7 protein-coding genes are annotated in these 15,177 nt (G+C 57.6%); 1 reads left to right on the plus strand and 6 read right to left on the minus strand.

Annotation, left to right across the window (positions count from 1 at the left end; translation table 11 throughout):
• Positions 1-241 precede the first annotated feature (241 nt).
• On the minus strand, positions 242-1,429 hold the full coding sequence (locus IB226_RS13960) for an MFS transporter (protein WP_101763035.1): 1,188 nt from the start codon (positions 1,427-1,429) through the stop codon (positions 242-244).
• Between the two features lie 104 nt (positions 1,430-1,533).
• On the opposite strand from IB226_RS13960, the gene IB226_RS13965 reads away from it, so the two are divergent.
• On the plus strand, positions 1,534-2,484 hold the full coding sequence (locus tag IB226_RS13965) for an AraC family transcriptional regulator (protein WP_101763127.1): 951 nt from the start codon (positions 1,534-1,536) through the stop codon (positions 2,482-2,484).
• Here IB226_RS13965 and IB226_RS13970 read toward each other — a convergent pair.
• The 5 genes from IB226_RS13970 to gltP form a co-directional block, all read right to left on the minus strand.
• A complete protein-coding gene (locus IB226_RS13970) occupies positions 2,481-4,025 on the minus strand; it encodes a PAS domain-containing methyl-accepting chemotaxis protein (RefSeq protein WP_192235981.1) in 1,545 nt (514 codons plus the stop codon). The two genes, IB226_RS13965 and IB226_RS13970, sit on opposite strands and share 4 nt — an antisense overlap.
• Positions 4,026-4,397: 372 nt before the next feature.
• Entirely contained in the window at positions 4,398-10,469 is a 6,072-nt protein-coding gene (locus IB226_RS13975; protein WP_192235983.1) for an autotransporter outer membrane beta-barrel domain-containing protein, read from the minus strand.
• A gap of 489 nt (positions 10,470-10,958) precedes the next feature.
• Positions 10,959-12,389, minus strand: a complete 1,431-nt coding sequence (gene murP / locus IB226_RS13980) for a PTS N-acetylmuramic acid transporter subunit IIBC (protein WP_192235985.1) — start codon at positions 12,387-12,389, stop codon at positions 10,959-10,961.
• The gene (gene murQ, locus IB226_RS13985; RefSeq protein ID WP_192235987.1) at positions 12,389-13,300 is read right to left on the minus strand and encodes an N-acetylmuramic acid 6-phosphate etherase; all 912 of its coding nucleotides are present in this window, start codon (positions 13,298-13,300) and stop codon (positions 12,389-12,391) included. Before murQ ends, murP begins: the two co-directional genes overlap by 1 nt.
• 197 nt (positions 13,301-13,497) lie before the next feature.
• Positions 13,498-14,799 (minus strand): glutamate/aspartate:proton symporter GltP, encoded by a 1,302-nt coding sequence (gene gltP, locus IB226_RS13990; RefSeq protein WP_007888562.1) that lies wholly within the window; start codon positions 14,797-14,799, stop codon positions 13,498-13,500.
• Positions 14,800-15,177 lie beyond the last annotated feature (378 nt).

Below are 15,177 nucleotides of genomic sequence, written 5' to 3' on the forward strand. Positions count from 1 at the left end.
GAGTAAGGCGTCATCGCCTTGTTGAGAGATATAATAGGCGCAGAATTGATCAGTAAAAAGCGGAGAGTTTTGCCGTTGTCATTCGAATATTTTGAATATAAAAAGCACGTTTGGATTAACCTTTGTGCAAAGGGTTAAAAATCTGACATTTAATTAAAAGGCAGGATATATGGCTGTGATAGGCAGAGCGCACAACGCTGTCGCGGCGCGATTAATCGCGCCGCGACGGATGGCATAGGTGTTAACCGTGATGACGAACGCGGGTGAAGATGGTGATGGCCGCCAGCAGCATCAGCACGCCGCTGGCGAGGAACACGCCGCCAGCGCCTTGCAGATCAAACATCCAGCCGCCGGCTGCGGCACCGGCGGTGATCGCCAGCTGAATGGTGGCGACCAGCAAACCGCCGCCTGATTCCGCATCGTCTGGCACCGCGCGGGAGATCCACGTTGACCACCCGGTTGGCATCGAACCAAACGCCAGGCCCCACAGCGCCACGCCCGCCGCGACCAGCCACGACACCTCCCCGAAACTCACCAGCAGCAGCGCGGTCACGCTCATCACCAGCGCCATCGCGGTTAACGTCAGCGATACGCTGCGCGTCACCAGATATCCCGCCAGCGAAGTACCGAAGAAGTTCGCCACGCCAAACGCCAGCAGCACTAGCGACAGCTGATTGACGTTCAGCTGCGCGCTGCCTTCGAGGAACGGACGCAGATAAGTAAAGAAGGCGAAGTGGCCAGTAAACATCATGATCACCGCCAGCATGCCCCAGCGCATCACGCTTTTACGCAGCAGATCCAGCACGCCACCGCTGCGCGCTTTATTAATCGGCGGCATCGCGGGCAAGGTGAAGAACTGCCACAGCAGCGCCAGCACGCCCAATGCGGCGGTCAGAATGAAAATGTTACGCCAGCCAATAATGCCGCCCAGATAGCTGCCGAGCGGCGCAGCAATAATGGTCGCCAGCGAAATACCGCTGAACACGATGGACAGCGCGCGCGGCACCTGATCGCTCGGCACCAGACGCATGGTAATCGCGGTCGAGAGCGTCCAGAAGCCGCCAATCGCCACGCCCAGCAGCACGCGGGCCAGCAGAATCATCGGCAGATTCTCGGCAAAAGCCACCAACAGCGCCGAGGCAATCAGCAGCAGCGTAAAGGCCAGCATCACCACGCGACGATCGAGCTGGCGCGTCACGTTGCCAATCACCAGGCTGGTGAGCAGCGCCACCAGCGCAGTGACGGTCACGGTTTGTCCCGCCTGCCCTTCGCTGATACGCAGCGTGTCGGCGATCGGCGTCAGCAAGCTAACCGGCAGAAATTCTGCGGTAATCAGGCCGAACACGCCAAAGGCCATGGCAAACACCGCGCCCCACGCCGGTTTATCCACGTCTAACGGTGTTTCGACTATTTCAGTATCCAGGCTCATCTGTGATCCCCATCACAAAATATTTAGCGTTAAGCATAGTGACTGATCACCAGACGATCTATGATGCAGAAACTTTGTTTTTTGATTATTCGTCTGGGATTGGTATGAGTCGCTATGAAGATCTGACCAGTGAATTGCTGATGGGCATGCGCCTGTACGGCGTCAAATACCAGCGTATCGCGCTGCACGCGCCTTTTGGCCTGCAATATGACGACGCGCCTGGTCGCGCGCAGCTGCATTTTGTTGGGCGCGGATCGTTACTGATTCGCTCGGCGTCAGGCGTGATTTATCCGCTGCAGGCGGGCGATGCGCTGCTGATCCCGCACGGCAAACCGCACGCGCTGATCTCCAGCGAAGAGGCCGTTTGCGAACCCATTTCGACGTTTAATAGCCGCCCGATTTGCGCCAGCGTCTGCGCCATCGACGACAGCACCGAACTCTGCCCGGATAACAGCGATGTGATTCTGTTCAGCGCCTGCATGGCGTTTGAACTGGGCGGCATGCAGCCGCTGGTGCACACCATGCCCGACGTGATGCTGGTGAGTACGCTGCTGGCGCAGTACCCGGAAATTCAGCCGATTCTCGATGCGATGGAACGTGAAACGCGGCAGCGCAAAGCCGGTTTCGCCGGGATTTTGTCGCGGCTGGCGGATGTGGTGGCGGCGCAAATTGTGCGGGGCTGGGTGGAGAACGGCTGCGGCAAAGGCAGCGGCCTGGTGCAGGCGCTGCGCGATCCGCGTCTCAGCCTAGCGATGGCGGCGATGCATCGCGCACCCGGCGAAAATTGGACGGTGGAGCGGCTGGCGCGCGAATCCGGCAGTTCACGCTCGGTGTTTGCCGCGCGCTTCCAGACGGCAACCGGCATGACGCCGCTGCGCTATCTTACCGAGCTGCGCATGCGGCTGGCGGTGGAACGTATCGTGAACGAGGGCGAAGCGGTGGAAAGCGTTGCCTTCCACCTCGGTTACGGTTCGCTGGCGGCGTTTAGCCGCGCCTTCAAACGCATTGTTGGCACGCCACCCGGCGCACTGCGCGCCGAACGCGACATGCGTTAACGGAACACGCTGATCGCTTCCACCAGACGATTGGCCTGATGCTTCATGCGACCGGACGCTTCGGCGCTTTCCGCCACGCGCGCGGCATTTTGATAGGTGATATCGTCGAGATCTTCCACCGCTGTGCTGACCTGCGTCAGCGCGATGGCCTGCTCGGCGGTCGCGCCGCTGATTTGCGCGATCAGCGCAGTGACATTCTGCACCTGATCGACAATCTCCTGCATGGTGTGCCCAGCCGCATCGGCGTGATCGCTGCCCGATTGCACGCGGCTGGCGCTGGTTTCTACCAGATGTTTGATTTCGCTGGCGGCTTTGGCGCTGCGTTGCGCGAGATTGCGCACTTCACCGGCCACCACCGCAAAGCCTTTGCCCTGCTCACCGGCGCGCGCGGCTTCCACTGCGGCGTTAAGCGCCAGAATATTGGTCTGGAAAGCGATACCGTCAATCACGCTGGTGATGTTGGCGATGCGCTTCGAGCTGTCGGCGATCTCCGCCATCATGCCCACCATCTCCTGCATCACTTCGCCGCCTTTGATCGCCGCATGACTGGTGTTTTCCGACAGCCCATTGACCTCTTTGGCGGTATCGGTGTTGCTCTTCACCGTGGCGGTCATTTCGTTCATGGTGGCGGCGGTTTGCTGCACGTTAGCCGCTGCTTGTTCGGTGCGACGGCTCAATTCGTCGTTGCTGCGCGCAATGGCATCGCTGGCGCTCAGCACGTTGATCGCCTGGCCGCTGACATCATCCACCAGCCAGCGGAACATCAGCCCAAGCTGGCCGATGGCGCGCAGCGTCACGCCAATCTCATCAACGCGATCAATCTGCTCCACTTTATGGCTGGCACCGGTCGCCACGCTCAATGCCTGACGGCACATGCGCTCCATCGGACGTGAAATTTGCTGCTCCAGCCACAGACTCGCCAGCAGTAAAAGGCCCGCCATGCCGCCGGCAAAGCAGCCAATGGCGAGAGGTGCAAGGCCCAGCAGCCAGACGCCAATCACCGAGAGCGGCAGCAGCGTTAATAAGGTTGAGCGGATGCGCCAGCGCAGCGGCAGAGTTTTCAGGATCGAGCCCAGGCGACGCCAGCCGGTGCCGACCATCAAGCCTTTATGGAAGCGGCGTCCTTTGACGCGCCCTTCGCGGAAGTCGCGGTACAGCGCTTCGGTCTGGCGAACCTCCTCCACCGACGGCTTGGTGCGCACCGACATAAAACCCTGCACTTTGCCTTCACGCACCACCGGAATGGCGTTGGCGCGCACCCAATAGTGATCGCCATTTTTACGCCGGTTTTTCACCAGCGCCGTCCACGGTTCGCCCTGTTTGAGGGTCGCCCACATATCGGCAAAGGCTTCCGGCGGCATATCCGGGTGGCGCACCATGTTGTGTGGCTGGCCATTTACCTCTTCCGGACTGAAGCCACTGACTTCAATAAAGGCATCGTTGGCATAGGTGATGTAGCTGTTGAGATCGGTAGTCGACATCAATGTGGCGTCATCGTCAAAAGCGAATTCACGCTGAGTGACGGGCTGGTTGTTACGCATGTGTGTGTCCTTGCAATACGCAGGCGAAAAGAAGCAATCGATAATACTTTTTTATCTTTTCGGCATCGTACGGCTTGAGCTTTAGCACCAGTTTCAAATTCAGGGCAATAAAAAAGCCGCTTTGCAGCGGCTTTCACACTTTTTCACTTAGCTCATCGATTAACCGGGTTTTACAGTAAACCAAATCAATCTTTTATTAAAAACCCAGTCAGCAGACCTGCAGCGCAAAGGGCGCAGGGAGATGGGATTTCCCAAAGCCATTTGTGTCGCAGGAAGGCGGCAAGCTCGCTCATCCCCGGGAGCAGAGTGAACTCTGTGACCGGGGTGAGCGAGCGCAGCCAACGCACCTGCAACGCAAAGGGCGCAGGGAAATCAGAATTGCCAGCGGACCCCCACGTTATACCGCCACCCTTTGGCACCATTACCATCAATCTCTTTGCGATAATCCGCTTCCGCATACAACGAAACATCCTTCTGCAAGGTTGCAGTGCCGCCGGCGCCCAGTTCCCACATTTGACCAAATTTTCCGCTACTGAAGGTTGCGCCAAATGCCGGATTATCCACCGATGACACCGAGGTATCTGCGCTGCCGCCCCAACCTTTGTAGTAGTTCGCGCGCAGATAAGGGGTGTATTGACGATTGCTGTCGTCGGTCCACGTACGATCGAGGCGCGCGCCGAGACGACCAATAGTTTGGTTATAGTCGCCGTAACGCACGTTATTGCCGTCTTTATCGGTGAAATCATTCATATTCAGCTTCATGTACATCAGCTGCGCCTGCGGCTCAAGCTTATAGCCATCGCCCAACGCAAACGGATAGCCGCTCTCCAGCGATGCCGTCCAGCCGTGGCCTTTCAGCTTCGCAACTTCTTGCGTGCGGGCGATATCGGTTTCGCCGCGATGCCAGTCAAATGACAACACACCGTCCAGATAGAATCCGCTCTGACGCTGCCAGGTGCCGTAAAACGCCAGGCTGTCGCTGTCGAAAGTGGTGCTGCTGTAACCGTCGGCCGCATGCGGACGAATGCGCGTATTACCGCGCGTATAGGCTAAACCGCCGCGCAGGCTATCCTGCTCGCCATCGAGTCGCAGCAGATTGCCGCCCACCTGCACCGCACTGTAATCGAGGTCAAAATCATAACCGAAGTCACGAAAACTCTTATCGCTCTTGTACTTCAGGTTCGAGCCGATATAGCGCAGGAACATCTCGCCGCCGTTGCCTTGCGGACGTGTCTGCTCGTGGCGCAGTTCGCCGAGGCGTTTATGCAGATCGTCGATAATCGCCGAGGTGTAATAGGCCAGGCCAACCGGTGCCGACACATAAGATGGCACCTGCGGCACCACCGCCGGACGCGAATCGTAGCTTTGCGGCGTGCCAAAGGCATCGGTGACGAAGGTCGGCTGACAGTTAGCGCTATCCTCACACACGTAGTAGTTCGCCAGACGGTAATCCCAATAGTTATTGCCGCTGCCGCTGACTAAACGCTGGTTGGGATCGCTGCTGCCCGGTGCAAAGGTGTAGAGTCGATATTGCCACGGCCCGGCACCGAGATAGCCATCCTTCAACGCGAAGCTGTTGGCGCTGGCATTACCGCCTACCTGCGCCAGCGAGATCCCTTCGTTGCCCTCTACCCCTCCATTTTGATTGAGATCGGTGAGTGCGCCGGTGCTGGCATCCGCCAGTTTCACATTCACCAGCGTGGTACCGCTGGCATTGCCGGTGACGTTAATGTGGTCGGTGAACTGATTGCTTAGCGCACCACCCTGGTTGAGGTTAGTGACCAGATTGAGCTGGCCGCCGCTCGACGCCAGCGATCCAGCGATATCCAGCGTGTTGCCCGGTGAACCCGCGCCGTTGGTGAGATCCAGCGTACCGGCGTTGTTCACCACCAGCGAATCGGCGGTGCCGCCGGATAGCGTCGGATGCACGTTATCGCCGGCATACAGCGTGGAATCCGCATCGACATTGATGGTGCTGTGCGCCAGCTGCAGGTTATCGGTTAGTGTCCATTGGGTATTGGCGAAGTTGATGGTGCTCCAGCCGCTGCCAAGATTAACGCCTTTGCTGAGATCGTCGGCGCTGAAGCTGCCGCCGCGCGCGCCAATCTGATTGAAGGTCAAGGTGTTGCCGGTGCCATTACCGCTGGTGAGATGGTAGGTGGTGCCGAGATCGACATTGCTCACTTCAGCGGTGTTGTTGTTGTCGTTGCCCATGGTCAGGCTGCCGTTGAGTGTTCCGCCCGTCCAGCGGAACCGATCCGATCCGCCGCCCGGATTGATATCGCCCTGCACCGCGCCTTCGGTCAGCAGAATTTCGTCATCGGCGTTGCTGCCCGCTACCGCCACGGTTTGTGGATTAGCGGTGATGATGTTGCCGAGGTTCTCGAAGATGGTTTTACCGCCGCGCAGATCCACCACCGGCGCCGTCAGGCTGTTGGAGGTGAAGTTGCCGGTATTGACGATGGTGCCCGCCGTGCTGGAGACCAGCGCCGATCCGCCCGCCGCATTGTCGATATTCACATTGGCGGCGGTGGTGACATTGCCGGTGGTATTGGCGCGAATACCGGTGCCGCCTGCGCCGGTAACATTAAATTGATAGCCCGACCCCAACGTCAGATCGCCGCGGGTGGTGGAACCATCGGCATTGGCGATATTCAGGCCGCTGCCGCTGCCGGAGACGTTGGTGGTCACCGTCGAAGCCGGATCAAATGGCACGGCGGTGCGAATCCCGTTGCCGTCGCCGACGTTAATGGTGAGATTGCTCAGACCAACGTTGCTCAGTTCGGCGCGGTTTTCGATGCCGTTGCCACTGCCCAGCACGTTCACCGTGGCGTCGCTGGCGCTGAGAGCGGTCGCACCGCTGTCCAGCAGGATGCCGTGCGCATTGCCGCGCGTGGTGATCACCGTGTCGCTGCCGGTAAGCGCCAGCTGCGCGCCGTCGCTGATGCGCACGCCCGCGATACCGTTATCGACATTGATGGTGCCGCCTTTCGCCAGCGTGCTGCCGCTGCCGGAGACATCCAGCCCGGTGCCGTTGGCTACGTTGACCACGCCGTTGTTGGTCAGCGTGCTGCCGGCGCGCGAACGGATCCCAATATTGTTGCTGCCGGTGAGGTTCACATTGCCGTTGTTGACCAGCTCTGCGCCGTTGGTGACATCAAAACCCATCGCGCCATTGCCCGCGCCGCTCACATTGCCGTTGCTGGTAACGCGGGTGGCCGCCGCGCTGCCATCCAGCGCGTTACTCAAATCGGTACGCAGATTATTGACCAGCACGCCGACCGCGTTGCTGCCACTAAGATTGATGCTGCTGCCGCTATCGAGCGTGGCGTTCGCACCGCCCTCAGCACGGATCGCCGTACTGCCCTGGCCGCTGGCGGTGAAGTTGGCGTTGCTGCTATTCAGGCTGCTGCTGCTGCCGGAGATAATCGCGCCGGTGCTGCTGCTGGCGCTGGCGGTGAGGGTGGTCGGCGTGGTGAAACTCAGCGCCGCGCCGTCATCAATGCGATAGCCGGTTGAGCCGCTGCTGTTGATATTTAACGCATTGGTGGCGGAGCTAATGCGCGATCCGCTGCCCGCCGCGTGATAGGCAATTTGGTCACTGTTGTTGAATACCGGCGCTGAACCGGCGGCGATATTCACCAGCGCGCCGTTGAGCGCTTCCGCCCCAATCGCGCCGGTGCCGTTGAGATTCAGCGTGCCAGCGTTCAGGTTGGCTACCGCGCGATTGCCGCTGGCGCTGACGCCTCGGCTGCGGTTAGTGGTGCTGCCGCCATTAACATTGATGGTGCCGGTGTTATTGGCGGTGGTGGCAAAGGTGCTGCTGCCGCTGTTCACCGCGATGCCGGTGCCGCCATCGTTGATGTTGATATTGCCGCTGTTGGTGCCGGTCGCACCGCTCTCGACGCGAATGCCGGTGGCGTTGGCGCCGCTGAAGGTGATATCGCCGCTGTTGGTCAACTGCGCGCGATTGCGGGCCAGATAACCGGTCAATCCACTCTGTGACGCATTCAATGACGCCGCAGAGTTCAGGCGGGTGCTGGTCACCGGCGAGCCGCTGTTTCTGCCAAAGATATCGTGTTTTTGTCCGTCAACGATCGCGCCAATTGCGTTGCTACCGGTGAGATTCATGGTGGTTGCGGCATCAATAACACCCGTTGCGCCCCCTTCCACCGTAATGCCATTGGCACCGCTGCCGCTGACGTTGATCACCGCCGCATCGCTGCTCACTTCGGTGCCTGCGCCGCTACCGAGCACGGCGGTAGAACCGGCACCCGACGCGGTGAGCGACAAGGCGTTACCGTTGAAGTCTGCGCCCTGCTCAACACGAAACAGCGTGGAGTTCTGCGTGGTGACATCAAACGGATTGTTGCCCAGCACGTTAATCAGCGCATTGGGGCCGTAGGCAAAGAAGGCGATCTGATTGGTACCGTTAGAAAAGGTCGGCACGGCAGCCGGATCCACGGTCACCGTGGAATTGCCGCGCGCATGTACGCCGATCGCGCCATTGCCGCTGAGATTGATCGGGCCATCGACGGTGGCCTGCGCCGTGCCGGTTGCACCTTGCCCTTCCACCCACACGCCATAGTTGCGCGTGCCGCTGGCCGGATCGGCGCCGCCTGCCACGTTGATGGTGCCAGTTGAGGTGGCGCTGGCGGTGTTGCCATTGGTCGCCAGCACTTTCAGGCCGGTGCCGTTCACGCCATTCAGGTTAATGGTACCCGCGTTATTGATGTTGCCGGCACTGTTGGTCACCAGCATGCCGACGTTTTCACGCGGAATGGTGGCAGCCGCACCGTTCACATTGATGGCGCCGGTGTTGATCATGGTGGCGTTATTCGCGCCGGTCGCCGACATCCCCGCCGCATTTTGCGTTCTCGTGCCGAGGGTAATGCTGCCGTTGTTAACCGCGTTGCCGTTGGCGACCAGGGCGATACCGCTGGTCAACCCGCTTTGGTTCATCGCGGTATCCGCCGTCGCCTCACCCAGGCTGTTTTGCGGTCCGCGACCAATGTAGATATTGCCGCTGGCGTTATTGGTGAAGCTGGAAGTGGCGTCGGTCAGTAACACGCCAGACGCGGTACCGCGCGCGCTCGAACCGTTGACGCCGACGTTGATATTGCCGCTGTTATTGGCGGTGGAGGACACGCCAAGATTGATGCCCGCCACGCCATACTGTGAATTGCTGCCGGTGGTGGCGAGGTTGAGGATGCCGTTGTTGTTAAAGGTGCTACCGGTTTGCACGGCTACGCCGTTGGCACCGTAGCCGGTCGAACCAATGCCGGTACCATCCTGACGATTGAGGAAGCCGCCGTTAATTACCCCATTATTGGTTCCAGTGCTGTTATCGGTTAACACCAGCGCCGTGCCGTTATTGGTGATGCTGCCGCGACTCGCAAGTTTGCCATCAATCACCGCTTGCGCGCCATTGGAGGCTTTGATCGCACCGCCCGTCGCGCCCACCACTTCCAGCGTTTTACCCGCCGCCAGATTGACTCTCGCGTCCGCGCCATTGGCATTGATCACAATGCGATTGCCGATCGCCTGCGTCACCTCGTCTGGCGGCGTGGCGCTAACGTTGTAGACGATGTTGGCATTGGTGAAGGTGACGGCTTTGTTGAACTCAGGCAGATAACGGGTTTTATCAAGATTGCCCGCCTGCAGCTGACCGATCAGCCAGTTGTTGTAGCTTTGCAGCTGGCTGGCGTTGGTGACGGTAAAGCTGGTGCTTTTGCCATCCAGCGTCTGCACGCTGAATGCGCCGTTATAGGTGGCGAGGTTTTGCACCTGATAGCTGCTGGTGGCCGATCCCGCGCCGTCCGGCGTAGCGGTGGCACCGAAAAAGCTGATGCGGTTATTGCTGTTCCAGTTCACCGTGCCGGTGCCGCTCACATCAAATAGCTGTGTCTGTTTAGCGGCCATGGTCCAGCTGTTGGTGCTGGCGCTGCTGAGCGCATTCGCCTGCCCGATATTCACATCCAGCGTACCGCCGGTAACATCCGCAACGCGCGCATCGATGTACTGCGCATCATTGACGTTCTGCACATCCGGCACGCTGGTGGAGCTGGTGACGGGCGCTAAGGCGACAAGACTGGCGGAGTTATATACCTGGAATGTGCTGTTGGTGCCGGTCGCGGGATCGGGCGTGGTGATCGCAAAGTTTTGCGGGCCGGGATCCAGGCGATCCTGATTGAGATACTGCGATCCCGAGGTGATCGCCACTTGCCCGAGCGTGGTGGTGACCGCGCCATCCGTTCCTGCCGTGAATGCCTGATTGCCGGTCAAAGTTTCATTGCCGCTGCTAACGGTAATTTTACCGGCTTGGTTGTCATTATTTTCTGGTGTGTAAGTCCCCAACGTAACAGCCTGACTTTGCATTGCTGGATAGATCAGCAATTGCGCCGCCAACATCCCTAATGCGATAGGATTTAATGTAAACCTCATACTTCCTCCAGTGGGCGTGCAGCGTCCGCGCTGTTATTGCAACAGCGTTAAATTCTTCGCGTGGGGATAAAGCGGCAGATAATGACCAATCCCGTGTAGCAATCTAATTTGAGAACAACTGTGTGAAGAAATACGGTGCAGTGAAAAAAGGATGGAATTGTTGTTATAGATTAATTGGCTTTAGGTATAGACTTTTTCGCTGGTGAGTGCAAAAGACAATTATGAGTAACCTATTGTCATCTCGGGGAATTAATTGCGATGCAGGTTGGATATTCTAAATAATTTGAGGCCATTTTAAATATTAGGTCTGGCTTTCTATCTCCTTAATAAAACCTTTATTTTTTGCTAACGCTTTACTTACAAACGGTACTTAAGCAGTGAATGTGGCTGTGACGGGTTAAGCGACTTGAGAGAGTTTAAAAGCGTGATCGTGATCACGGTTAGACCAGGTCACGCTTTATGCCGACCTGGTCGATATCCGTACTTCACTTAACTTAAATCCACATTGCGGGTGCCGCCCCACCAGGTAAAGGCGAACCCGCCAATCCACGCCACGATCAGCCCGGCGAGATACACCGCCATGCCGGCAAAAATGCCCTGCGATGAGGTCATTAGCGGCAATGTGACTAATCCTGAAGGGCCAAACACGGTGTTCATTCCCACTGGCAATCCCAGCCATGCCACCAGCCCGATAAAGAAGCCGCCCAGCGCACCGCCAAAACAGGCGGTGATAAAGGGTTTCAGACGCGGCAGCGTGACGCCATAAATCAGCGGTTCGCCGACACCGAGCAAGCCCGGCACAATGGCGCCTTTGATCTGTTTACGCAGCAGTGAGTCTTTATCCGCTTTGCACCATAACGCCAGTGACGCGCCGACCTGCCCGGCGCCGGCCATCGCCAGAATTGGGAAGAGCGAGTTAAAGCCCTGGGTTTCCATTAGCGCGAAATAGACCGGAATAAAGCCTTGATGAATGCCAAACATCACCGCGATCAAAAACAGTCCGGCCAGAATAGCGCAACCAAACGGATTGTTATTTAGATGAATGAACAACCACGACATGCCTTTAAATAATTCGCCGCCCATTGGCATAATCACCAGGAAAGTCACCGCGCCGGTAATTAATAACGTCAGCAACGATGTCAGGATCATATCGAGATTATCGGGAATGATTTTTCGCAGCTGTTTCTCAACCCAGGCACCAAATATTGCCGCCAGCAGCACGCCAATAATATTGCCGCGCGGATCGATCACCATGCCGAAGAAATCCTGCATCCCGCTGTAATAACCGACCTTCGCGTCAGGGATATAACCGAGCACAAACAGCGAGGCGATAATGGCCCCGTTGACGCCGGTACCGCCAAAGGCTTTCTGCGCGTTATAGCCAATCAAAATACTCAGGAAGGTGAACAACCCTTTGCCGAACACCTTCATGTACGCCACGGTATCCACCAGCCAGCGTGCATGATCGCCAGGCTGATTAAGGTGGAAGATCTGCTCAATCAGCGTGGCGAAACCCAGCAGCAAGCCGGCACCGATAAAACCGGGGATCAGCGGCGTAAAGATGGTGGCGAAGCAGGAGAGAAAACGGTGCAATGCGCTGGTCTGCTTTGCCTTCATCTGCTGCTTTTGCGCGCTGGCGATGGCCTGCAGATCGCCCGGCGCCTGTTGATTAAGCAGTGCCTGCATTTTCTCTGCTGCAGTTTGCGCTTTACCGGGACCGAGCACGATCTGCAGCTGCGCATCGCTGTCGATCACGCCCAGCACGCCCGGCAGCGTTTTGAGTGTGGCGCTATCCACTCGCGCGGCATCGTTGAGTGTCAGACGCAGGCGCGTCATGCAGTTGCCGCACTGCACCACATTATTGGCGCCGCCCACCGCCAGCAAAATGTCGCGCACCAGATCTTCGGTAATGGCCGCCATTATTGCGCTCCTGCGTCACGCAAAGCGTTGCGAATGAAGCCCTGATTCTGACTCAGCAGCGATTTTGCTTCATCGGCCGTTAATCCCGCCAGCACCATGACAATCGCGGTTTTACAGTGCCCATTACTCGCCGCCAACGCCTGCTGTGCGGTAGCATCGTCACAGTCGGAGGCTTGTTTGACGATGTTCACCTGGCGCTGCACCAGCTTCTGGTTGGTGGCTTCCACATCGACCATCAGATTGCCGTACACCTTGCCGCTGCGAATCATCGCGCCGGTGGTGAGCATATTCAGCACCAGTTTCTGCGCCGTGCCGGCTTTCATGCGCGAAGAACCGGTGACCACTTCCGGGCCGACCACCGGGGTCAACGCCACATCCGCGGCCTGCGACATTGGACTGTTGGGATTACAGGTTAACGCTGCGGTAAATGCGCCTTGCTGACGCGCGTACGCCAGCGCGCCCAGCACATAGGGCGTGCGGCCGCTGGCGGCAATCCCGACCAGCACATCGTTAGCGTTGAAATTGATATCACGCAGATCCTGCGCGCCCTGCTCCACGTTGTCTTCGGCGTTTTCCACCGCCTGCAAAATCGCGGTGTGGCCGCCGGCAATTAGCCCAACCACCTGGCTGCGCGGCGTGCCGAAGGTCGGCGGACATTCGCTGGCATCCAGAATCCCCAGACGACCCGACGTGCCTGCGCCGCAATAGATCAGGCGACCGCCTTTGCTGAAGGCGTGGGTGATGGCATCCACCACCTGCGCAATCTGCGGCACGATGGCTTCCACCGCCAGCGCCACTTTTTTGTCTTCATCATTGATCACCCGCAGCATCGCTTCGGTGGTCAGCTCATCAATGTTGTGGCTGGCGGGATTACGACCTTCGGTGATCATCTGGCTCAGATCGATCTGCATGAGACACTCCTGTGTGAGAATAATTTATTCGTAAAACTATATATCACACAGAATTGTTAATTCCTCTGCTGCGCGGGATTTTTTTGCTTTTTGCCGCAGCGGACATAAAAAAACCCGCCGAAGCGGGTTTCTGTGCGTAGCGGTCGCCATGAATGGCGAGGTTTTCGTAGGGTGCGCATTCATGCGCACCTGGAAGATTAGCTGGCGCTTTGCGTGCGCAGCTGTTGCTCGTAGGCGGCGGCTTGTTTGGTGTCGAACTGGTCTTCCCAGCGCGCAATCACCAGCACCGCCAGCGCGTTACCGATCACGTTCAGCGCGGTACGCGCCATGTCCATGATGCGATCGACACCAGCGATAAATGCCAGGCCTTCCAGCGGAATGCCCACGCTGCCCAGCGTTGCCAGCAGCACCACGAAGGAGACGCCCGGCACGCCAGCGATGCCTTTCGAGGTCACCATCAGCGTCAGCACCAGAATAATCTCGTCAGTCAGCGACAGATCAATGCCATACAGCTGGGCGATAAAGATCGCCGCGATGCTCTGATACAGCGTTGAACCGTCGAGGTTGAACGAGTAACCGGTCGGCACCACGAAACTGGTGATGGCTTTCGGCGCACCGTAGGCTTCCATCTTCTGCATAATGCGCGGCAGCACGGTTTCTGAGCTGGAGGTGGAATAGGCAAGAATCAGCTCGTCTTTGAGAATGCGCATTAGCGTGGTAATGCGCAGCTTACAGAAGCGCGCCACCGTGCCGAGCACCACGAAAGCAAAGAACAGAATCGCCACGTACACCAGCAGCACCAGCTTGGCGAGTGGATAGAGCGACGCAAAACCGAAGTTAGCAATGGTGACCGCAATCAGCGCAAACACGCCGACTGGCGCATAACGCATGATCATGTGCGTCACTTTAAACATGGTTTCGGAAATCGAACGGAATACCGTGACCAGCGGATCGCGATGTTCCGATGGCAGCGCCGACAGGCCCATACCAAACAGCACCGAGAAGAAGATAATCGGCAGCATGTCGCCCTTCACCAGCGAGGCGAAGATGTTCTGTGGGATCAGCGACAGAATGGTGGTGACCAGACCGTGCGGTGCACCCTGAACCGCTTCGGTGGTGGCTTCGTATTTAGAGATGTCCACCGTTGCCAGCGTTGACATATCAATGCCGCTGCCGGGTTGGAATACGTTGGCCAGCGTGATGCCGACCACAATGGCAAGGGTGGTGATCACTTCAAAATAGATAATGGTTTTAACACCAATACGTCCGAGCTTTTTCGCATCACCCACGCCAGCAATGCCGACAATCAGTGAGGAGATAACAATCGGTACCACAATCATCTTGATCAGATGAATAAAGATGTCACCCGCTGGCGTCAGAATGTTAGTGATTAACCATTCACGATCGTCGGGCTGATTATGCAGCACGGTTCCCACAATCACGCCCAGAATCAGCGCGACTAAAATCTGCCATGCAAGGGTGAACTTAAAACCTTTCATAACGCGTTATTTCCTCAGTTAAAAACCCCTTTGCTCTGCTGCGAAGGTGCAGGAGAAATGTCACACAGGGAAGTGAGCAAAAGCCCGATAAAATAGAGGGTTATTTATGACTACGTCGGTTACAGCTGTGCAGGCATTTTGCGCCTGCGGGGTGATGCAGTCTGAGTTGATACCTGCTGAACAGGGCCGAGATAAGTACCATTTTCACTACGGTAAATGCAACCCCCGGCGCGATAGCGCAAATCTTATTCAGGTTAGTAGCATAAAATGCTGACGAAGGTTAACGGCCATAACTCGCTGTTATGAAAAGTGTTAATTCGATAAGTTTCAGCATAGCTATGCAATATTGCGCAAAAAGCGGCCCGGCGCGTTTGCTGA

The organism is Pantoea sp. PNT03 (genome assembly GCF_014852515.1).
Classification (GTDB): Bacteria; Pseudomonadota; Gammaproteobacteria; order Enterobacterales; family Enterobacteriaceae; genus Pantoea; species Pantoea leporis.

Coding starts and splice junctions, on each gene's coding strand:
- IB226_RS13970 (WP_192235981.1), bottom strand. CDS start 4,025: ATGCGTAACAACCAGCCCGTCACTCAGCGTGAATTCGCTTTTGACGAT.
- IB226_RS13960 (WP_101763035.1), bottom strand. CDS start 1,429: ATGAGCCTGGATACTGAAATAGTCGAAACACCGTTAGACGTGGATAAA.
- murQ (WP_192235987.1), bottom strand. CDS start 13,300: ATGCAGATCGATCTGAGCCAGATGATCACCGAAGGTCGTAATCCCGCC.
- murP (WP_192235985.1), bottom strand. CDS start 12,389: ATGGCGGCCATTACCGAAGATCTGGTGCGCGACATTTTGCTGGCGGTG.
- IB226_RS13975 (WP_192235983.1), bottom strand. CDS start 10,469: ATGAGGTTTACATTAAATCCTATCGCATTAGGGATGTTGGCGGCGCAA.
- IB226_RS13965 (WP_101763127.1), top strand. CDS start 1,534: ATGAGTCGCTATGAAGATCTGACCAGTGAATTGCTGATGGGCATGCGC.
- gltP (WP_007888562.1), bottom strand. CDS start 14,799: ATGAAAGGTTTTAAGTTCACCCTTGCATGGCAGATTTTAGTCGCGCTG.